Genomic DNA, 20533 nt, shown 5'->3' with positions numbered 1-20533 from the left:
CTTTTTCTTGTCCATATTTAAAATACGCTCAGCTCGTTGCCGCAGCCTTGAACGTGAATAATTGCAAGGCATCATAGGCTGAAAGAACGGTTTCCATCTGCGCGGTATGACCTTTGACGAAAGCGTCGCCGTAGATGGTTTCATCCGGGTATTCGGTGATCAATGTCAGCGGAACTGTATGCCGATCATCAACACCAACCAGACATGGGAAGCCGTTGATAATGCGGAAACCCGTTTCGCCGGCATGTTGTTCGAAAAGCTTGATCTGCGCATCGTTGTATTCAAGCAGACCATCGATAGCACCAAGATGCTTAGTCACATGATCCATAAGCTGTTCAGCTTCTTTCTCCCATGAAGCGTGGTGGCGGATGATAAGAAAGAAGCCCTTTGGCAGCGTCCACATTGCAAAGGAACGCGGCACATAGCCCGATAGCGGGCGCGTCCATTCATGCGATGGATAGCCATGCAGATTGACGTGAAGCTTCGCATTTGTAAGAGCCTCAGCCTCTACACGGATGGCCTTTTCAAAAAGCCCTTCTCCTGTGCGATATTCCAAGTCATCGCCCAGAGCGGTGTAGCGAGACGCGTGATGCATATGATGTGGCTGCAAAACACACAGACGTTTGTGAATTTCATATCCGTCCGGGTTTTCCTGCGGCGAAATCGTGAAATGCCCACCATCGCGCGTGGCAAGCCGTGTGGCTGCCCGCAATGCACCAACGATCCCCGTCGTTTCATTGGCATGCTGACCAGCGCTGATCATCATCGGCAGATCACTGCCCGAGACATAGGTGGCGCGCACGCTACGGCCTGCACGCGTCTTCGCTTCAAAAGGCGAGCCGCCCAATTTTGCAATTTCACGGCGGATTTGGTCCGCGGAAAGCGGGGCCTGTGCATTTTCCAGCACCTGCTCGGCAGTGAGTGCATCAGCCGTTGCCAGCGGACGTGTTTCCACCTTCACAGAAGGATCGGCATCACGGAAACGAACCTCCGGCACAATCTGTCCCGGCTGCAAGCCGCGATCCCCGACAGGCCGACCCGACTTTTTCTGAAAAACTTCGAGCAACGAGAAATAAATATCTTCGTGCAGAGCTTCAGTGAGGCTCAGTGCTTCCTCATCATAGGGAAGACGACGATCTGTTATCGGCAGACTGACCGAAATGTTCAGCTCTTCAAAATAGGGTTCGCCCCTGCCCCAATCATGAGATGCAATGGTCGAAATCGTATCGTGAAACAGCTTTTCATAGGCTGTCTCAAAGCGTGCGTTTTCGACGCTGCCTTCATGATCAACCATCAACCAGCCGGTTGGTGAAACAAGCGTTTCGCCTATGAAATCTTCATGTACGCGATTGGGTGCGAAAACACGATGATTTTCAGTGTGGCCATCGGCAAATGTAAGGTCGACTTCATAGTTGAAATCATCCTCACCCGATGCACTAAAGCTGATTTTTGCATCAGGCAGAAGCGCGGACAGCGGATAGGTTTCAAGCAAAAAGCGGTTTTCGACGCAATTGTCATGACGCGGGTAGCGGATTGTTGCAGCTTTGAGGGCTTCACCATCCACCTCTTCAAGGAAGAAATGCAGAAGCGGTTTATAGGCTGAGCGCAGATGGGCATCAATGCCAGCCTCACGCAGTTTCGTTTCTGCTGCGAAGCGGCTAGGCTGATCATCAAACAGCCAGGCTTCTAACTTCGCACCGCGCAATTCCGGCTTTGAAAAGCGTTCGATCAAAACATCAATTGAACGCTGATAAGTCTTTTCAAAAATCACACTCATCGCGATGTCCTGCCGGTTGGATCGAGACTGTCACGCAGCCAGTCACCCAGAAGGTTGAGGCCAAGCACAGTGAAAAGAATGGCGAGGCCGGGGAAAAGGCTCACCCACCATGCAGTCTGGAGATAAGTGCGGCCATCAGCCAGCATGCCGCCCCAGCTTGGAATGGTTGAATCAATACCAAAGCCCAGGAAGGTCAGGCTGGATTCAAGCAGGATATTGTTGGCCACATTCAGCGTCATCAAAACAATGACCGGGCCAAGCAGATTTGGCAGCAAATGCTGGAAGATAATGCGCCAGTCTTTCACACCGATGGCGCGCGCAGACAAGATAAATTCGCGCTCGCGCAGCGACAGCACCGAGCCACGCACAAGTCGGGCATATTGCACGCATTGCGACACAATCAGCAGAATGATCGTGTTGACCAAACCGCCTCCGAGAATAGCCATGAACGTGATCGCAAGCAGAATAAAAGGCATTGCAAGCTGCACATCGACAAAACGCATCAGCGCCATGTCCCAGAAGCCCCGATAATAGCCTGCAACCAGCCCCATGATCGTACCAATGATCACAGAACCGATAACGGATACAAAGCCCACGAACAGCGAAATTTTTCCACCGATAATCACGCGTGCCAGCACATCGCGACCGAGCGGATCAGTTCCAAAGATATGCGCAGGATTAACGAAAGGCGGCGTCAGACGCGCAAGAAGGTCCACCTTGTTTGCACCAGCGGGGAACAGATAGCCGGAAAAGATGACGGCCAAACAAATGCCGCCTGTCAGCAAAAAGCCGACAACGAATTCCAGACTTGCAAAACGCGAAAGCCGGAGGTTTGAGGTCTTTTTAACCGCTTGTATAGCCATTGCTCTACTCCGTCCGGATACGCGGATCGACAAGGCCATATGCAATGTCTACCAGAAGATTGACGCCGATAATCATCATCGACAAAATTGCGATTGTGGCCTGCAGAACCGGGTAATCACGGCCGCCAACAGCATCAAAAGCAAGCGTACCCATACCCGGCCAGTTGAAGACTTTTTCAATGACCACGATGCCGCCCAAAAGACCACCAAACTGAAGACCAATAAATGTAATGAGCGGAATTGCACAATTACGAAGAGCGTGCTTGTAGAGCACTTTGTTTTCGCTCAGACCCTTGGCGCGCGCCACCATAATATATTGCGATTGCAACGTTTCCAGCATCGAGGTGCGTACAAGACGGACATTGGTTGCCGTAAGGATAATGCCCATCGTCATTGCTGGCATAATAAAACTGGAGATACCGCTCATGCCGCTTGGCGGCAGCCATTGCAACGAAATGCCGAACAGCAGAACCAGCATGGTGGCCAGCCAGAAATTCGGGAATGACAGACCAACGAGCGAACAAACACGAATGAGCTGATCCGCCCACTTGCCGCGGGAAACAGCTGCCTTGATGCCGAGTGGAATGGAAATAACAAGCGAAACAAAAAGCGACGCAAAAGCGAGCATCAGGGTTGCGGGCAATGCCTTTCCAACCAACACAGATACTGGCGTACCACCAAGGAAACTGCGTCCGAAATCAAAGGTAAAGAGACCTTTGAGAAACTGCCAGTACTGAACGAGAAACGGTTGGTTAAGGCCAAGCCCTTCGCGAATGCGCTCGAGATCTGCTTCTGTGATACTACCCGCACCTTGCGTCAGCATCAATGCCGGATCGCCCGTCAGCCGGATTGCATAGGCGACGAGCATCGTCATCGCAACCAGCACGAACAACGCTTGTAAAATTCGTTTTATAAGAAATCCGGCCACCAGAGCGCCTCCGAAATAGAGTGGCAAGCCGGTGAACGGCTTGCCACATTAGTCTTATCAATCAACAGTCACGTCGCTGAGACGCAAACGGTTATCCGGGGCCGGCACGAAGTTCTTAACCCGCTTGTTGATGCCGTAAATCGCCTTGGAGCTGTAAAGCGGCATTTCATACGCCTTATCAGCCGCATATTTGGCGATTTCCTGCAGCATCTTTTCACGCTCACCGCGATCAAGAACCGAACGCTGCGCTTCGAGCATCTTGTCGAGCTTTTCGTCCTTTTCGTACGGGTTCCACTTCTCGCCCGAATGATACATCGAGTAAGCCGTGTTATCGTAATCAAATGTCCAGCCGCCCCATTTTTGCTGGAACATAGCGCCGGTCTTGCCCTGTGGAATGACATCATTCAGCAACACGTTCACATCATATGGCTTGATGGTTGCATTGATGCCTACCATCTGCAGGAAGCTGGCAACAGCCTGTGTCACTTCGTTAAACGTCGCGTCATTACCGCGAACGTCGATCTGCACCGTTGCGCCGGGCTGAACACCTGCTTCTTCAAGAAGCTTCTTGGCCTGATCAGGATCGTACGGAAGTGGCTTGAGTTCTGGGTCGTACCCAAACGACAAAGCGCCCTGGAAGCTGGCAATAGGCTTTGCCTGACCAGCAAGGATCGACTGGATGATCGCATCGCGATCAACAGCCATAATCAGCGCCTTGCGAACGCGCTCATCCTTGGTAATGCCGTCACGCGTGTTGAAGCGCAGAGCATCAACGGTTGGGCCATCAGTCGTAACGAGTTCCAGATTTGCATCACCCTCAATCGTCGGGATCATGCCAATTGGAATTGTCGGCGGAATAACGAGATCAACGCGGCCAGCCTGAAGTTCGGCAACAGCGGTCGAAGGTTCGGTAATAAAGCGATATTCCAGTTCCGAAAGCTTCGGTGCACCGCCCCAGTGATCAGCAAAAGCTTCGAGCTTGATGTTGACCTTTGGCTCATAAGACACAAACTTGAACGGGCCTGTGCCGACCGGATGCGTGTTAAAATAGTCTTCGCCTTTTTCAGCGATATATTTTGGCGGAACGATCATTGCGCCATAGCCAGCAAGCTTGGTGAGCAGAACCGGATCAGCGGCTTTCAGATGAAAATCAACGGTCTTGTCGTCAATCACTTCAACCTTGTCGATTGCGATATAGTTCGAACGCTGCGGACCTTTTGCGCCTTCATCGCCAAGCAGACGATCAAAGGTAAACTTTACAGCTTCTGCGTTGAATGGCTCGCCATCATGAAACTTCACACCTTCGCGCAGGGTGAAGCGAATGCGCTTGCCGTCATCCAGCTCTTCCCATGACGTTGCTAGGCCGGGAACGATTTTCAAATCAGGTCCGCGATAAACCAGACCATCGAAAATATTGGTTGCAACTGACGCCCAATTGACGAGAAACGTATCAATCGGATCCCAGCTGCCTGGATCCTGCGGCGACGAAACGGTGAGCTTGCCTGCGGCAAAAGCCGGAGCCGACGCAATCACAGCCGCCGACAGAGCGGACGCCAGAAGAGCGGCTTTTAGTGCTTTCTTTATCATTAGTTTCCCCTTTGGGTTCGTTGAAGCATTTCCTGCAAAAGTGTGAAGCGGCTTTGCGTTGGATAATGCGGTGAAAAAATGCTGCAAGAATTCAAGCGCTTTCAGCAACGAAATGGCCTGGTGCAATCTCGCGGTGATTATAGATGATTGGCTTGTCGTCGATCCGGCGCGTTGTACTCGGAATTTCACCCTCCAAGGCTGCACGTTCGGTGCGTGCAGAAGGATCAGCGACAGGTACTGCTGAAAGCAGACGCTGCGTATAAGGATGCGACGGCGTTTCAAAAACCTGACGACGCGAGCCAAGTTCCATGATCTGACCAAGATACAGCACCGCCACGCGATGGCTCATCTTCTCAACCACTGCCATATCATGGCTGATGAAGAGATAGGCCAGGCCCTGCTCTCTCTGGAGGTCCATAAACAGGTTGATCACCTGCGCCTGAATAGAGACGTCAAGCGCCGACAGCGCTTCATCGGCGATAATCAGTTTCGGCTTTGAAGCAAGCGCACGTGCAATGCAGATGCGCTGACGCTGCCCGCCGGAAAACTCGTGCGGATAGCGCGATGCATGTTCCCGGCCGAGGCCAACACGCTCCAGCAGTTCTGCGACACGCGCATTGATCGCCTTGTTGTTGTCGAGAAGACCATGCGTGCGGATTGGCTCTGCAATGGAAAAGCCAACGGTCTTGCGTGGATCAAGTGACGCAAACGGATCCTGAAAAATATACTGCACTTCACGACGCATCGCATAGCGCTCTTGAGCGCTCATTTGCGAATAGGCTTTGCCGTTGAAGCGAATATCGCCAGCCAGCGGCGATTGAAGCTGCTGGATTGTGCGTCCAATGGTCGATTTGCCCGAACCGGATTCGCCAACAAGTGCGAGCGTTTCACCCGGATAAATGTCGAACGCGACTTTCGAGACGGCATTGCAGACATGGGTAACTTTGCCGAACAGATTTTTCTTGATCGGAAAGCGAACATAAAGATCGTCAACAGCAAGAAGTGGCTTTTCGCTATAACATGCTGTGTCCTGAATACGCTCTTCACCTGACAGCACTGGCACACCATCACGCATCATCATCACCGGCATGCGTTTTGGAAACGCCTCGCCCGTCATGCTGCCAAGTTTCGGAACGGCCGACAAAAGCGTCTGTGTATACGGATGCTGCGGCGCTTCAAAGATACGGCCGACCGGACCTTCTTCGACCTTTTTACCCTTCCACATCACCACAACATCATCCGCCATTTCGGCCACCACGCCCATATCGTGCGTGATGAAAATGACTGCCATTTCAAGCTCTTTCTGCAAATCTTTGATGATGTGCAGAATCTGCGCCTGAATGGTGACATCAAGGGCCGTTGTTGGCTCGTCAGCAATGAGCAATTTAGGTCGGCAAGCCAGTGCCATAGCGATCATCACGCGCTGGCGCATACCACCGGACAGTTGATGCGGATAACGCTTGAGCAAGCCTTCGGCATCAGGCAGACGCACCATTTCCAGCAGCCGCTTGCCTTCAGCCAGAGCAGCACTCTTCGACATGCCTTCATGCAACATCAGCACTTCAGAAAGCTGATTGCCGATAGTGAAGACCGGATTGAGCGAGGTCATCGGTTCCTGAAAGATCATCGCAATGTCTTTGCCGCGAATACCGCGCATCGCTTTTTGATCGGCTTTCAGAAGATCACGTTCGCCGTCAGGGCTGTTGAACAGAATACGACCGTTGGGAAATTTTGCGCCGCTCATATCAGCGAGGCGCATAATCGAAAGTGACGTGATCGATTTTCCTGAACCGGATTCACCGACAACCGCAAGCGTACGGCCAGCCGCAACAGAAAAATTCAGATCATCAACAACGCGATTGCTGCCAAATTCAACGCTTAGACCCTCAACTGTCAGCAGAGGCTTAGACACAGTTCCGCTCAAACTCGTAACTCTCTTATAGTGTTATGGCAGACCGCGTGGCCTGATTGAATGCACCGGACATGAAGCGCAGCAATGCGGCAACTTCCGAAAGGGTTTCTTCTGAAGGGCGGGCATTGGCGGTCGATTCGACAAGTAGACGCTCACGAATCTCGCGATAACGCGCGCAAGCCTCTGCTCCCTTTTCAGTAATTTTGACCGTCTTTTCCTTGGATGCCTTACCAGTGGTTAGAAGCCCGGCTTTTTCCAACTTACGGATGGCGTATGTCGCGATATGCGTGTCTTCAATATCAAGCACCAGACAGATATCAGCCAGTTTCTTTTCGCGTCCGCGATGCCGGATGGAATGTAGGATAAGAACTTCGATTGGAGAAAGGCCCGGCAAACCGGCTGCGGCCATGCAGCGAACCATCCAGCGCGAGAATGCATGGGAAGCCAGAATGAGCCCATACTCAACTTCTGACATGCCCGGCGAGCCACCTTCGGCAAGGTGAGACGAGGAAACAATCGGGCCAAGTGATGCAACAGAACGAAGGTGCTTTGGAAGAGACACCTCATCAAAGGCCGACTCTCGTATTTCCAACAATGCATCCGCACCGCTTTGCGGTTCTGTATCGTGCACCATTTAACGCCCCTTTTATTTTATTCACTTTATGTCATCAGCTTATCGCCATTTTGTCAATAAATTGTATTTATGCATGCGCAATAAGCACAGGAGATGCTCAACAGCCGCCCACCATTTTGACCATAATTCGATGAATTATTCCGCGGGCTTAAGCCAACTATCAAACCATCCGGGTAACAATCGCCTTGATTTCACGCTCAAAGAAATCAGAGAATGTCGCAATACGTGGCGGCAATTTCTGGAACGGTGGATAATACAGCGTCAGCCAAAGCTGCGGGGGCGACCATTGCGGCAAGATATGAACAAGCCGACCCGTACGCAGATGTTCCGCCACAATAAAGGTCGGCAGCATCGCAACGCCTGCTCCGCCAGCTGCCATATTGGCGAGCACTTCACCATTATTAGCACTGATCATGCGCCCAGCAGAAATATTGAAGGTTGCACTTCCATCCGACAAGGTCCAGTTTTCACGGCGGCTTTCTGGACTATAGCCCAGACATCCATCCGAGTTCAGTTCACTCGGATGTTCCACATCAACATATGGCGTACCGGGCGCCGCGACCAGAATACGCTTGATCTCAATAATCTTACGCCAGATGGTGAATTTATCCGACGGTGCACCGGAGATGCGGATCGCCAGATCGAAATCCTGCTCGACAATATCGAGCATCTGATCCGTCAGCGACAACTCCACCTCAATCTTTGGATACAGTTCCCGAAACGCCGAAAGAATTTGCGGCAGCACCTGCTGGCCGAGCGACATCGGCGCATTGATGCGCAAGCGCCCCTGATCTGCCTTATGAACATTCATGAGGTCATGCCGCGCAGCCTCCAGCGCTTCCACTGCCGGTTCAATACGCGCAGCGAAGACTGCACCATCACTTGTCAATGAAACCTGCCGCGTCGTGCGGACAAAAAGCTGCACACCCAGATCTTCCTCCAGTGCCGCAATTGTGCGGGTAACGGAGGCTGGTGTCATGTCCAACTCCCGCGCCACTTGGGCAAAATTTCGCTTCTCTGCCGCCAGAAGAAAGGTTTTCAGGGCTTTCAGTTCATTCATTTTATTATTGCACTCTGCGTAATAGATTAGCAATTATTGAGACAATTGTTATCAACTATCAAGTCTCTTAAATTCGGCTCAACAAGATTGCAAAGCGGCAATGCCGCAGAAAGGCAAATATCATGCTGAACCAGATTAAGGGCCTTCACCACGTCACTTCGATGGCCGCTGATGCGCGCCAGAACAATAGCTTCTTTACCGACACACTCGGCCTGCGTCGTGTAAAAAAGACCGTCAATTTCGACGAGCCAAGTGTTTACCACCTTTATTATGGCGATGAAGTCGGCACCCCCGGCTCGGTCATGACCTACTTCCCTTTCCCAAACATCGTTCGCGGTCGCCGGGGTGTTGGTGAAGTTGGTGAAACGGAATTCTCCGTGCCAAAGGGTTCACTCGGCTTCTGGAAAGACCGCCTTGTTGCTAAAGGCGTAACCGGCCTTGAAGCTGACCTTGTGTTTGGTTCCGAACGCCTGCGTTTTCACGGTCCGGATGGCGATGGCTTTGCACTCGTCGAGATCGAAGACGACAAGCGTGCACCTTGGATGAGTGCGGGTGTATCCGAAGATGTCGCTATTCGTGGCTTCAGCGGCGCGCGTATGCGGCTTCACGACATTGATGCCAGTGCCGAACTGCTCAAGTTCATGGGTTATGAACGCGCTGAAACCGAAGGCAATGTCAGCCGCTTCATCATGCCAAATGGCAATGGTGCCGATACGATCGACCTTGAAGCTCTGCCTTCCGCTCAGGCTGCACGTCAGGGTGCAGGCTCCGTACACCACATCGCCTTTGCGGTGCCGGATCGCGCTGCACAGCTTGAAGTACGCAAGGCACTGATGGACACGGGTTACCACGTAACACCTGTGATTGACCGTGATTATTTCTGGGCGATCTATTTCCGCACACCGGGGGGCGTGTTGTTTGAAGTCGCAACCAACGAACCCGGCTTTGACCGCGATGAAGACACAGCGCATCTGGGCGAAGCACTCAAACTGCCAAGCCGTTATGAAGCTTATCGTGATCGCATCGAAGCCAATCTCGAACCTTTGACAGATAAATAACTGGATGCCTCCGGCTTTGCCGGAGGCTCCCTCCTTTGGAGGATTATCATGACAAAAAATGAATATATCAGCTTTGTGCGCGAAGGCGTTGCCGGTTCGCCAGTTGTTATCGCGTTTCACGGCACAGGCGGCAATGAACACCAATTTACCGGCCTGATCGACCAGATGCTGCCCGATGCAGGCATTGTCGCCCCGCGCGGCGATGTATCGGAATTCGGTGCCAATCGTTTCTTTCGCCGCACGGGTGAAGGTGTCTATGATATGGATGACCTTCACCTGCGCACGGAAAAGATGTTGGGCTTTATAAGCGAAGTTCGCGAGCAGAATCCCGGTCGTGAAATCTATGCGCTCGGCTATTCAAATGGCGCCAATATTCTGGCATCCATGCTGTTTCGCGACCCAAGCCTGTTTGACCGTGCGGCACTCATGCATCCGCTGATCCCATGGACGCCAGAGCCACAGCCGGCTCTCTCCGGCAAACGCATTCTGATCACGGTTGGCGAAGTCGATCCAATTTCGCCACTCAAGCTCTCAAAGAGCCTGATTGAATGGTTCAAAGCACAGGGTGCAGATGTGGATGCACTGATTGCACCCGGCGGCCATGAAATCCGTCCCGCAGAACTTGAGGCACTAAGCGCATTTCTACAAGCTGTCTAGAAATATCGATCAATTGCTGAACTACAATCAAAAGCCGTTCAGGGAAAGCCCTCTGAAAGGCTTTTGATAAGCGTATTATTCTTAAATGTATCGCTTTTAAGTAATTCAGGTTATAGGCTTCAATAAACATACACCCATCTCGACCGTGAAGAGTTAATGAGCGCCTTATTTAACCTTGACCAGCAAACAATGTTCACAGTGAATGCATTCTTGCTGTTGGTTTTTGCGGCAGCCTTTTTGCTTGCAAGCTTAGGCGATAGAGATCGACGCTATTGGTTTAACCTCGTTCTTTCTAATTTCTTATTTGCTATTGCTTTTTTCCAATTCGCAAAAAAATCAACGGTTCGGCAGAAGCGTTGCTAATTCCCAACGCGTTGCTCGTGATTGGTTTAGGTCTTCGCTGGCAAGCAATTCGTAACTTTTTTGGCCATCCATCATCGCCGGTCTGGTTCATCGGCCTAACGGCAGCAATCATTTTAGCGCTGTTATTTTCAGCCTCTTTGGGCCAAGGCTTGGTTTTTGGCTTTATCAATTTGGCCATAGCGGCACAGATATTGGCCATCATCATCGCCCTCATATACGAGAAAGAAAAGCTACCCTCCAAATTGGGACTTATCTTGGCCTATGTCGTTATCGGCCTATCCTCTCTGCTACGTGTCATACAAGGCTGGATACTTTCACCTGAAATCGAAAGCCTGCTTCCCGCAGACATATTCCTTGAGATCAACTTGATTGCAGCCACGATTCACATCAGCGCAAGCGGCGCATTTTCGCTGTCATTAGCGTATGAACGAACGGTTGCGGTTTTGCGCGAGATTGCTATGCGCGACCCTTTAACGGGTCTGTACAACCGCTGGAGTATTCAAGCGCTGATGGAAACCATACAGGGTCGAAAACTGGATCATACGACGTCAGTCGTAATGCTGGATATTGATCATTTCAAATCTGTGAATGACACATACGGACATGCGGCCGGAGACGCAGCTCTCAAACACTGCGCAGACCTCATCCGTCACACATATCGCGAATTCAACCTGATCGCCCGCGTCGGCGGCGAGGAATTTCTGGTTATCATGCCCAAACAAAGCATTGAAGAAGCAGAGAAGCTGGCGCGAAAGCTGCAAACGGCCATGAAAACCAATGTATTTATGTTTGAAAACAAGCACATTCCATTGACTGTCAGCGCTGGCATTAGCCACGGATCAGCCGACCCTCTGTCATTACAAAAGCTGATTAGCAGTGCTGACAAAAGCCTTTATCAAGCAAAAGCCAGCGGTCGCAATCGCATTGAAATCGACCCTGAATCCAGTGCTCTGTATTTTGCTTGACGGCAACCGGATACTCTCGACCCGAACGCATTAATCAACCAAATGCGCGCCGCCGTATTTTTGCTGGCTGCTGCAATCTCAATGGCGCGTGAAAACTAACCTACTCTGCGGATTTCAATATCATCCAAGCCTCGTGCTGAAAGCGCGGGGCTTGAGTTGTTGTGGAATACGCACAGTAGCAATCGTTCACGCATCTTTTCCACATCAGAGCGAACATATTACTCTTGTAATTTTGAATATACATATGTATTAGTGGCAAGAGTTCGCTATCGGGCCGTAGGCAGAGGAGCCTTCCCGGGTGATCTTTTAATAGTCAGGCGGGAGGAAGTTTCGTCTGATTTCCAAGGGAGGAATTTATGAAAAAGCTCGCTTTGCTGGCGGCTGTTGCTGCCTTTTCGTTGCCTGTTTCGGTCATGGCGCAGGATGCGCCAGGTACTATCAAAAAAGACAGCTACCGCTTTGTCATCGTGCCGAAAGTCGTTCACCCCTGGTTTGACAAGGTGAATGAAGGTGCGCAGCAGGCCGCTGCCGCTTTGAAAGCGCAGACCGGCGCCAATGTTGAAATCGTCTACTCCGCACCACAGAGCGCAGACGTTGTTCAGCAGAACCAGATTATCGACAGCGCACTTGCCACCCGTCCAGATGGCCTCGCACTGGATCTTCTCGATCCATCGGGAAACCGTGCATCGCTCGAAGAAGCACAGAACCAGAAGGTTCCACTGGTCCTGTTCGATTCGGTGCCACCAGAAGGCATGAGCATCACCCATATCGGTTCGGACTTCTGTGAGCAGGCCAAGATCGCTGCCCGTCGTCTGGTTGAAGTGCTCGGCGGCGAAGGCGAAGTCGCAATCATGATGGGCGTGCCAACTGCACCAAACCATTCGATCCGCGCTGAGTGCCATCGCGAAGTTTTCAAAGAGCATCCGGGCATCAAGGTTGTTGCTGAAGGCATCGACAACGACAGCATCGAAATCGCGCAGCAGCAGGCAGCGGCCATCATGCAGGCCAATCCAAACCTGAAGGGCTGGGTTGCTTCGGATGCGGCTGGTCCGATCGGCATTGGTCAGGCTATCGTTGAAGCTGGCAAGCAAGGCAAGGTTACGCTGGTCGGTCTCGACAATCTGCCGGAAATGCTCGACATGATCCGCAATGGCGTGGCTGACAGCTCGTCCGCATCACAGCCTGAATTGCAGGGCTACTGGTCGGTTATGACGCTCTGGGCACAGGCAACCGGCGCTCCGGTTCCTGGCTATATCGACACCGGCAATGCTTTCCTTACCAAGGAAAACGTAGGCAACTGATCCGTTCCGATCTCGTTGCTGGAGCACGGGCTCTCCCGTGCTCCCTTTTTTCCTGTTCTATCGGCTATGACCGGCAGCTTGTCGGAAACGCAGCGATAGTTTTCCAAGGTGTCCATCATGGCTTATCTTGAAACAAGCGGATTAGGCCGGGACTTTCCGGGCGTAACCGCGCTGGATGGTGTTGACCTGAAAATCGAGCTGGGTCGCACACATATTCTTGCTGGTGAAAACGGTGCTGGCAAATCAACCCTCGTTAAAATTCTGACCGGAACCGACAGCGCTTCGCGCGGTCAGGTGCTGATCGATGGGCGCGATCCGGTGGCGGATCCTGCACTCTATAAAAACGTCGCCTATGTCCCGCAGGAACTGACCTTGTTCCCGCAGATGAGCGTTGCGGAAAATCTATTCATGCCGTTCAACAGAACTGGCCATGGCGGCTTTACCGTCAACCGCAAGGCTTTGCTGGAAGAGGCAAAATCCTATCTCGACCGTTTCGGCATTGAAGCGCAGCCGGATGATTTGGTTGCCAATATTTCCGTATCCGATCAGCAGCTCTTGCAGATTGCACGCGCCTGCACCAATGCGCAGATGAAGGTGCTGATCCTTGATGAGCCAACCTCGTCGCTGACGCGTGTTGAAGTCGAGCGTGTCTTCAAAGTCATTCGCGGCCTGCTTGATCGCGACCATGCAATTGTTTTCATCAGTCATAAGATGGAAGAAGTCTTCCAGATTGGCGATGATTATACCGTTCTGCGCAATGGCACGAAGATTGAAAGCGGTCAGATCAAGGACATCACCGAAGCCGATCTGATCCGCGCCATGTCTGGCCGCGATCTTTCCTTTGATGAACATTTCCGCCCGTCAAAACCGACCACTGAAACCATCATGGAAGTGCGCGGGCTGTCCGGTTCGCGCTTTGAAGACATCAGTTTTGATCTGCGCAAAGGCGAGATTTTGGGCTTTGCCGGACTGGTGGGCGCTGGACGCTCCGAAGTGATGCAGACGATCTTCGGCTTTTTGAACGCCAAAGCGGGCACTGTGAAGATCGAGGGCGAAAGCTGGACACTCAATGATACCTCGCGCTCGGTTTCCGGCGGCATGCTCTATCTTTCAGAAGAGCGCAAGCATCACGGCATTCTGCCGCTTCTGTCGTTGCGCGAAAATATCGGCATTTCGATCCTGGAGCTGACCAGCGGCAGGTTCGGCATTTCCGACGCCCGTGAACGCAACATCGTGCAGACGATTATCGATGATTACGGGATCCGAACGTCTGGCATGGGCAAGCGCATCTCCCAGCTCTCGGGTGGCAATCAGCAGAAAGCGATTATCGGTCGCGCCATGGCGACGCGCCCACGCGTGCTGATCTTTGATGAGCCGACGAAGGGCATCGATATCCGCACCAAATCCGAGATTTATCGCATCATGAAGAATCTCGCCGAAGAAGGCGTCGGTGTCATCCTCGTCTCCTCGGAACTCAACGAATTGCAGAAATGCGCAAGCCGTATCATCACCATGCATAACGGCCATATCACCGGTGAGTTCTCCACCACCGATACCAACAATGAAACACTCGTGGGCGCGATCTTTGGAACAGAGGTAAAAGCCGATGCAAACTAATCCCCTTTCCAATCTCATCCGCACGCCGCTGGCCGGTGTCTTTGTGGCCCTTCTGGTGATCTTTGGCCTTTCGGCCATCATGTCGCCTTACTTCCTGACGCCCTATAATCTGTCGGTTGTTGCACGCGGCCTCGCCTTTGTCGGCCTCATCACCATTGCACAGTCGATGTTGATGGTGCTGGGCGAGCTCGATCTGTCGCTTGGCGTGATCGGTGGGCTTTGCGGCGTGGTCTCCGGAATCTTGATGGTCCGCATGGGTTTTGAGCCTTATTCGGCAATGTTGCTGGCCATTCTGCTTGGCCTTTGCCTTGGTTTATTTAACGGTTTCCTCGTCACCTTCCTCCGCCTGCATTCACTAGTGCTCACCATTGGTACAGCGGGCATTTTCGGCGGAGCCAATCTGGTGCTGACGCGCGGTGTTGCCATCACAGGTATTCCGCGGGATGTGCAATATCTTGGCCGTGGAGATTTGTTCGGCGTGCCGGTGCCATTCATCATCATGTTTGTGGCCCTGTTGATCGCGACATTCGTAATGCTGAAAACTCCGTTTGGACGTTACATGTATGCGATCGGCAACAATCGTGACGGTGCCCGCATGCTGGGCATTCGCGTGGATCGTGTGCGTCTGATGGTGTTCGGCGCTGCTGGCGCCATTGCAGGTCTGGCTGGTGTGTTGATGGTGGCGCGTCTCGGAACTGCACAGCCGTCGATTGGTGATAGCTGGGTTCTGGCTCCGATTGCAGCATCTGTCATCGGCGGCGTTGCCACAACGGGTGGTATCGGCAGCCCGATTGGTGCGATATTCGGTGCAGGTATCATCGCTATTATTGAAAACATTATCGTTCTGTTCGGTGTCTCCCCTTACTGGCAGGGCATTGTTTCGGGTGCAATCGTCGTGCTGGCCATCTCTTTCGATGCCATATCGCGTCGCTATCTGCGCCGGGATGCCCACTGAGCTGAACACGCGACGAGTTTTAGAAAGCTAAAGACATGAATGAAGAAGTCAAAACGAAGAAGCTGATCAACGCGCCTGAAAACATCATTGCAGAAATGATCGAAGGCATGGTTGGTGCGCATCCTGATATTCTGCGCGTTGAGGGCGAAACCGGTCGTGCGGTTGTGGCGGTCGATGGCCCGCGTGAAGGCAAGGTCGGCATCGTTGTGGGTGGTGGCTCAGGACACGAGCCAGCTTTTGCAGGCTATGTCGGACGCGGCCTTGCAGATGCAGCAGCCGTTGGCAACGTGTTTGCATCTCCATCACCTGCACATATTGCGGAAGCGGCACGCGCTGCCGATGGTGGCGCTGGCGTTTTGATGCTCTATGGCAACTACACCGGCGATGTTCTCAACTTCACCATGGCTGCGGAAGAACTCGCACAGGATGGCATGGATGTGCGTCACGTCGCAGTGGCCGACGATGTGGCCTCAGCGCCGCTTGATCGCAAGTCGGAGCGTCGCGGCATTGCCGGTGATTTCTTTGTATTCAAGGTGGCCGGTGCTGCCGCTGATCTCGGTGAATCGCTGCCGCGCGTTGAAGCGCTTGCTCAGGCTGCCAATGAAGCGACCCGTTCGATGGGCGTGGCTTTAAGCCCCTGCTCGCTGCCGCAGACCGGCAAGCCGAATTTTTCCATCGGCGACGATGAAATGGAAATCGGGATGGGATTGCATGGCGAGCCCGGCATCCGTCGCCAGAAGCTTGCACCTGCGGATGAAGTCACCGACGAATTGATGGCTTCGGTGCTGGAAGAGCTCGCGCTCAAGGCTGGAGATCGCGTAGCGGTTCTGGTCAATGGACTGGGTGCAACAACCCATATCGAGCTTTATCTGATCTTCCGCCGCGTAAAGCAGATTCTGGATGGCAGGGAAATTCAGATCCATGCTTCGTGGGTGGGCGAATATGCAACATCGCTTGAAATGGCTGGTGCGTCGGTCACGCTGATGAAGCTCGATGCGACGTTGCAAGCGCTGCTCGATCATCCATGCCATACCCCAGCCTTAACGGTTGGTGCTGTGCAGTCAGCGGATCGTGAACCGGCTTCAAGCCGCAAGGTAGCACGCGCTGTTGAACATAAGGAAGCAGCATCGGACGCGCCGCGCAAGCTCCTCACCGATGGTGATGTAACGCCTGCGCTGTTCAAAGCGATGATGATGAATGTCGGCAATCAGATCATTGCCGAGAAGAACTGGCTTTCGGAGCTCGACGGCGTGATCGGTGATGGTGATCATGGCATTACCATGGAAATCGGCTGGAAGGCCGTGCAACATGCGCTTGAAGACGAACAGGGCGATGAAACCATTGAAGCTATCTGCAAGCGCATGGCCAAGGCGTTTCTGGATGCGGTTGGCGCTTCGTCAGGTCCGCTTTATGCAACCGCGTTCCTGCGTGCGGGTACGGCTGTCAGCAATCGTCTGAATCTTGATGGCAATGGCATTGCCGAATGGTTAGCTGCGGCATCGCAGGGTATCCAGGATCGCGGCCGCGCTGCACCGGGCGACAAGACGATGATTGACGCATGGGTTCCAGCGGTCGAAGCTGCCAATCAAGCCGCGAAAGCAGGAAAATCCACGCTCGACGTGCTGATTGCGGCACGCAATGGCGCAGAGGCGGGAATGAAGGCGACGGCTGCAATGGAATCGCGTCGTGGCCGTTCCGCCAAGCTTGGTGAACGCTCGATCGGCCATATCGATCCGGGTGCAGCGTCTACATTCGTAACATTGCGCGCCATGGCAGAAGCGCTTCAAGCAAAGGCTTAATCAATTAGAACAGGGGCCGTGTTTAACGCGGCCCCTGCAACAGTGCATGCGCAACACCTTCATTCGTGACGAGACGATTGACATAACCACCGCGCAGAATGGCCCGGATAATTGGGATTTTGCTCAGCCCACCTGAAACCAGAACCGATGCCGGTTTGAGTTTGAGCTTGTCCGGTGGCAAGGCAATGATTGAATCATTGAGGAAATGGCCAATCGGTTGACCTTGAGCATCAAGAAAATATCCCAGAAACTCTCCAACGGCTCCGAGCTTCAGCACTGCATCAAGATTGTCTTTTACCACCCGGATATGGGTGAGCGACGTTTCCGATGTCAGTGCGCCACATGAGACAAGGCCGATATCGGCAATTTCGGTGCGGGCAAGCACGTCTGTCAATTCATCGCTCAGGAGTATGGCCTCGCGGCTTTCGCGGTTGGCACAATAGATCGGAGCAGTCAGATAGTGGCACTCAACACCTAGCGTGCGGGCAAAATCGGTCGCAACTTCAAACGTATTGGTTGAGGAGCCGCTGGTCACGCCGCCCGTCAGACTGACGACCCAGCTTTCCGGCTTGGGACGCGAACGCAGACTCCTGACTGCAAAGCTCAAAGTGCGGCCTGAAGCGATCCCTATCCCCATATCGCGTCCTGCAATCAGTTCGCTTGCCATGGTTCCTGCAGCTTCACCGATCACGCGTTTCTGCTCAAGATAGTCATCAAGGTCTGGTACAACTACGACATCGGCAAGGCCGTAGCGGGCTGCGACCTTTTCCGCCAAGACGATGCAATCGACAAGCGGAAGGCTGACATTGACCTGTATCTGTCCCGATTCGCGGACCTGACCAATGATCTTGTTGACCTTTAGTCGCGTTATATTGAGCCGTTGCGCGATTTCCTGTTGGGTCTGGCCACCAATGAAATAGAGCCAAGCTACGCGCGCGCGCTCCTGCTCGTCATCGACTGATGCAAAACTCTCGCTCATTGACCGCCTTTGCCCGTGGTGAAATCCGGTGCATCATCTTTTTGAAAGATTGGCCGGAGGAAACCTTTTCCTTTTGATTTCTCAACTCATTTCACAAGTTGGGGTTCGCTCGCAAGGTCTTTTTGGACATAAGGATGATGGCCATCAAAAGCGATCAGGCCGCTTCTGCCGGCGGTGCCATCGCGCCTGTCATCAGTGCAACAGCGTCCGACATGGAATATTGCTTCGGATCGACCACCGTCAGACGGCGACCAAGGCGATGAATATGGATGCGATCAGCCACTTCAAATACATGCGGCATGTTGTGCGAAATCAGCACAATCGGCATTCCACGTGCTTTCACATCCTGAATAAGCTCAAGCACACGGCGTGATTCCTTCACGCCAAGTGCGGCGGTCGGCTCGTCCATGATGACAACTTTCGAGCCGAAGGCTGCAGCGCGAGCAACGGCAACGCCCTGCCGCTGACCGCCAGACAGGGTCTCCACCGCCTGGCTGATGTTTTGAATCGTCATCAGGCCGAGTTCGGAGAGCTTTTCGCGCGCAATCTTTTCCATCGCCCCGCGATCAAGCATCCTGAGTAATGAACCAAGCGGACCCTTGCGGCGAATTTCGCGCCCAAGAAACAGGTTGTCTGCTATGGATAACGCAGGTGAAAGAGCGAGGTTCTGATAAACCGTCTCAATGCCTGCATGACGCGCTTCCATGGGAGAATTGAAGCTGACTGGCTTGCCATCAAGCAGGATTTCACCCTCGTCAGGGCGAATGGCTCCCGAAAGCGCCTTGATCAGCGACGACTTGCCCGCGCCATTATCACCAATGACGGCAAGAATCTCCCCCGGATAGAGGTCGAAATCGGCACGGTCGAGCGCCGTAACACGTCCATAGCGCTTGACGAGACCTTTAGCAGAGAGAACAGGCGTGGGTGAGGTTTTCATGCTGCAGCCTTTCTGATCCACTGGTCAATGGCAACGGCGGCAATAATAAGAACACCAATCAGGAGGTAGGTCCATTGTGGGTCTGTGCCCCACAGACGTAGCCCCAAGGAGAAAACACCAACAATCAATGCACCAAACATCGTACCAAGGATGGAACCCCGCCCGCCAAAGAGCGAAATCCCACCGATCACGACGGCTGTAATGGATTCAATATTGGCAAACTGCCCTGCCGTCGGTGATACGGAGCCAAGGCGCCCAATCATAGCCCAGCCAGCAAGCGCACAGATAAGCCCCGCCAGAATATAGACTGACATGAGGATAGGCTTCACCGAAACGCCCGACAATTTTGCGGCTTCGGGATCATCACCAATAGCATAGACGTGACGTCCCCATGCCGTATGGTTGAGCACAAACCAGAGGAACAGGACCAAAAGCACCATAGCGATCACGCCATAAGTAAATACAGCTCCGCCAATACGAATGCTTTCGCCAAAGAACTGCAAAATCGGAGCTTCTGCCGTGATTTCCTGTGCGCGAATGGTTTCATTGGCGGAGTAAAGGAAGTTCGTAGCAAGGATGACCTGCCACATGCCAAGCGTAACGATAAAGGGTGGCAGACGCACATAGGCTATCAGAAACCCGTTGATGAAGCCACAAAGCGCGCCGGTCGCAAAACCGCACAGGATGGAAAGCTCCGCCGGCAAGCCGTAGCGGAATGTGAACTGTCCCATGACAACGGAAGAAAGAACCATGATTGCGCCGACCGACAGATCGATACCGGCGGTCAGGATCACCAGAGTCTGCGCTGCGGCGACAATGCCTGTGATCGCGACTTGCTGGAGAATGAGTGTCAACGCAAATGCTGAAAAAAATTTGCCACCCAGCGTGATGCCGAAGACCAGCAACGAAATCACGAGCACAATCAATGGCACCGCTGCCGGGTTGTGATGCAGAAAATGTCTGACGCGATAAAGCACGGAATGATCGCCTGCATCGAAGGAGGCGACATCGCTTGCACTTTGCGAGAGTGATTTTTCATATTCCTGCATTGATGATTTTACGGCAGTGGTCGTTGCCTGCGGCTCACGCATGTCTGTCTCCTGCTTTATGGCGCAAGAGCATCCGGCAAAAGCTGCCGGAT

General features: G+C 52.9%; 18 protein-coding genes. 8 read left to right on the top strand and 10 right to left on the bottom strand.

Going from position 1 to position 20533, the window contains the following annotated elements:
- Positions 1 to 28: 28 nt before the first annotated feature.
- From RI570_RS15320 to RI570_RS15290, 7 genes are all read right to left on the bottom strand, one after another.
- Positions 29 to 1777 carry a peptidase M14 gene (locus RI570_RS15320; protein WP_313829426.1) on the bottom strand — a complete coding sequence of 583 codons (1749 nt, stop codon included), beginning with the start codon at positions 1775 to 1777 and terminating at the stop codon, positions 29 to 31.
- Positions 1774 to 2640: an ABC transporter permease gene (locus tag RI570_RS15315; RefSeq protein ID WP_313829425.1), complete on the bottom strand. Its 867-nt coding sequence runs from the start codon at positions 2638 to 2640 to the stop codon at positions 1774 to 1776. The genes RI570_RS15320 and RI570_RS15315 overlap by 4 nt, the downstream gene beginning before the upstream one ends.
- A 4-nt stretch (positions 2641 to 2644) precedes the next feature.
- Positions 2645 to 3568: an ABC transporter permease gene (locus RI570_RS15310; protein ID WP_313829424.1), complete on the bottom strand. Its 924-nt coding sequence runs from the start codon at positions 3566 to 3568 to the stop codon at positions 2645 to 2647.
- A 57-nt stretch (positions 3569 to 3625) separates the two neighbouring features.
- On the bottom strand, positions 3626 to 5155 hold the full coding sequence (locus RI570_RS15305) for an ABC transporter substrate-binding protein (RefSeq protein ID WP_313829423.1): 1530 nt from the start codon (positions 5153 to 5155) through the stop codon (positions 3626 to 3628).
- 91 nt (positions 5156 to 5246) lie between these two features.
- The gene (locus RI570_RS15300) at positions 5247 to 7067 is read right to left on the bottom strand and encodes an ABC transporter ATP-binding protein (RefSeq protein WP_313829422.1); all 1821 of its coding nucleotides are present in this window, start codon (positions 7065 to 7067) and stop codon (positions 5247 to 5249) included.
- A 25-nt stretch (positions 7068 to 7092) separates the two neighbouring features.
- Entirely contained in the window at positions 7093 to 7701 is a 609-nt protein-coding gene (locus tag RI570_RS15295) for a winged helix DNA-binding protein (protein ID WP_313829421.1), read from the bottom strand.
- Positions 7702 to 7861: 160 nt separating this feature from the next.
- Positions 7862 to 8761 carry a LysR family transcriptional regulator gene (locus tag RI570_RS15290; protein WP_313829420.1) on the bottom strand — a complete coding sequence of 300 codons (900 nt, stop codon included), beginning with the start codon at positions 8759 to 8761 and terminating at the stop codon, positions 7862 to 7864.
- 122 nt (positions 8762 to 8883) lie between these two features.
- Between RI570_RS15290 and RI570_RS15285 the strand changes: the two genes are divergently transcribed.
- From RI570_RS15285 to dhaL, 8 genes are all read left to right on the top strand, one after another.
- Complete coding sequence (locus RI570_RS15285; RefSeq protein WP_313829419.1) at positions 8884 to 9819, top strand: VOC family protein; 936 nt, start codon at positions 8884 to 8886, stop codon at positions 9817 to 9819.
- 48 nt (positions 9820 to 9867) lie between these two features.
- Positions 9868 to 10476, top strand: a complete 609-nt coding sequence (locus RI570_RS15280) for an alpha/beta hydrolase (RefSeq protein ID WP_313829418.1) — start codon at positions 9868 to 9870, stop codon at positions 10474 to 10476.
- 156 nt (positions 10477 to 10632) lie between these two features.
- Positions 10633 to 10839, top strand: a complete 207-nt coding sequence (locus RI570_RS15275; RefSeq protein ID WP_313829417.1) for a hypothetical protein — start codon at positions 10633 to 10635, stop codon at positions 10837 to 10839.
- Between the two features lie 17 nt (positions 10840 to 10856).
- Positions 10857 to 11804, top strand: coding sequence for a GGDEF domain-containing protein (locus tag RI570_RS15270; protein ID WP_313829416.1), 948 nt, complete (start codon positions 10857 to 10859; stop codon positions 11802 to 11804).
- A 356-nt stretch (positions 11805 to 12160) separates the two neighbouring features.
- Complete coding sequence (locus RI570_RS15265; RefSeq protein ID WP_313829415.1) at positions 12161 to 13105, top strand: substrate-binding domain-containing protein; 945 nt, start codon at positions 12161 to 12163, stop codon at positions 13103 to 13105.
- 117 nt (positions 13106 to 13222) lie between these two features.
- The gene (locus RI570_RS15260; protein ID WP_313829414.1) at positions 13223 to 14722 is read left to right on the top strand and encodes a sugar ABC transporter ATP-binding protein; all 1500 of its coding nucleotides are present in this window, start codon (positions 13223 to 13225) and stop codon (positions 14720 to 14722) included.
- Positions 14712 to 15677 carry an ABC transporter permease gene (locus RI570_RS15255; RefSeq protein ID WP_313829413.1) on the top strand — a complete coding sequence of 322 codons (966 nt, stop codon included), beginning with the start codon at positions 14712 to 14714 and terminating at the stop codon, positions 15675 to 15677. The genes RI570_RS15260 and RI570_RS15255 overlap by 11 nt, the downstream gene beginning before the upstream one ends.
- Positions 15678 to 15712: 35 nt before the next feature.
- Positions 15713 to 17476 carry a dihydroxyacetone kinase subunit DhaL gene (gene dhaL / locus RI570_RS15250; protein WP_313829412.1) on the top strand — a complete coding sequence of 588 codons (1764 nt, stop codon included), beginning with the start codon at positions 15713 to 15715 and terminating at the stop codon, positions 17474 to 17476.
- Between the two features lie 22 nt (positions 17477 to 17498).
- Here dhaL and RI570_RS15245 read toward each other — a convergent pair whose 3' ends face one another.
- The 3 genes from RI570_RS15245 to RI570_RS15235 all read right to left on the bottom strand — a co-directional run bounded on the left by RI570_RS15245 (position 17499) and on the right by RI570_RS15235 (position 20483).
- Complete coding sequence (locus RI570_RS15245; protein WP_313829411.1) at positions 17499 to 18455, bottom strand: sugar-binding domain-containing protein; 957 nt, start codon at positions 18453 to 18455, stop codon at positions 17499 to 17501.
- Between the two features lie 154 nt (positions 18456 to 18609).
- Positions 18610 to 19392, bottom strand: a complete 783-nt coding sequence (locus RI570_RS15240; RefSeq protein WP_313829410.1) for an ATP-binding cassette domain-containing protein — start codon at positions 19390 to 19392, stop codon at positions 18610 to 18612.
- Positions 19389 to 20483, bottom strand: a complete 1095-nt coding sequence (locus RI570_RS15235; RefSeq protein ID WP_313829409.1) for an ABC transporter permease — start codon at positions 20481 to 20483, stop codon at positions 19389 to 19391. Before RI570_RS15235 ends, RI570_RS15240 begins: the two co-directional genes overlap by 4 nt.
- Between the last annotated feature and the right edge of the window lie 50 nt (positions 20484 to 20533).

Source organism: Brucella pseudogrignonensis (assembly GCF_032190615.1).
In the GTDB taxonomy this organism is placed as follows: domain Bacteria; phylum Pseudomonadota; class Alphaproteobacteria; order Rhizobiales; family Rhizobiaceae; genus Brucella; species Brucella pseudogrignonensis_B.
This window is presented reverse-complemented; position numbering and strand designations above follow the sequence as displayed.

Excerpts from the sequence above, each read along its gene's own strand:
- RI570_RS15285 (WP_313829419.1), top strand. The coding sequence starts at position 8,884 with ATGCTGAACCAGATTAAGGGCCTTCACCACGTCACTTCGATGGCCGCT.
- RI570_RS15295 (WP_313829421.1), bottom strand. The coding sequence starts at position 7,701 with ATGGTGCACGATACAGAACCGCAAAGCGGTGCGGATGCATTGTTGGAA.
- RI570_RS15265 (WP_313829415.1), top strand. The coding sequence starts at position 12,161 with ATGAAAAAGCTCGCTTTGCTGGCGGCTGTTGCTGCCTTTTCGTTGCCT.
- RI570_RS15290 (WP_313829420.1), bottom strand. The coding sequence starts at position 8,761 with ATGAATGAACTGAAAGCCCTGAAAACCTTTCTTCTGGCGGCAGAGAAG.
- RI570_RS15320 (WP_313829426.1), bottom strand. The coding sequence starts at position 1,777 with ATGAGTGTGATTTTTGAAAAGACTTATCAGCGTTCAATTGATGTTTTG.
- RI570_RS15305 (WP_313829423.1), bottom strand. The coding sequence starts at position 5,155 with ATGATAAAGAAAGCACTAAAAGCCGCTCTTCTGGCGTCCGCTCTGTCG.
- RI570_RS15275 (WP_313829417.1), top strand. The coding sequence starts at position 10,633 with ATGAGCGCCTTATTTAACCTTGACCAGCAAACAATGTTCACAGTGAAT.
- RI570_RS15235 (WP_313829409.1), bottom strand. The coding sequence starts at position 20,483 with ATGCGTGAGCCGCAGGCAACGACCACTGCCGTAAAATCATCAATGCAG.
- RI570_RS15240 (WP_313829410.1), bottom strand. The coding sequence starts at position 19,392 with ATGAAAACCTCACCCACGCCTGTTCTCTCTGCTAAAGGTCTCGTCAAG.
- RI570_RS15260 (WP_313829414.1), top strand. The coding sequence starts at position 13,223 with ATGGCTTATCTTGAAACAAGCGGATTAGGCCGGGACTTTCCGGGCGTA.
- RI570_RS15315 (WP_313829425.1), bottom strand. The coding sequence starts at position 2,640 with ATGGCTATACAAGCGGTTAAAAAGACCTCAAACCTCCGGCTTTCGCGT.
- dhaL (WP_313829412.1), top strand. The coding sequence starts at position 15,713 with ATGAATGAAGAAGTCAAAACGAAGAAGCTGATCAACGCGCCTGAAAAC.
- RI570_RS15280 (WP_313829418.1), top strand. The coding sequence starts at position 9,868 with ATGACAAAAAATGAATATATCAGCTTTGTGCGCGAAGGCGTTGCCGGT.
- RI570_RS15245 (WP_313829411.1), bottom strand. The coding sequence starts at position 18,455 with ATGAGCGAGAGTTTTGCATCAGTCGATGACGAGCAGGAGCGCGCGCGC.
- RI570_RS15255 (WP_313829413.1), top strand. The coding sequence starts at position 14,712 with ATGCAAACTAATCCCCTTTCCAATCTCATCCGCACGCCGCTGGCCGGT.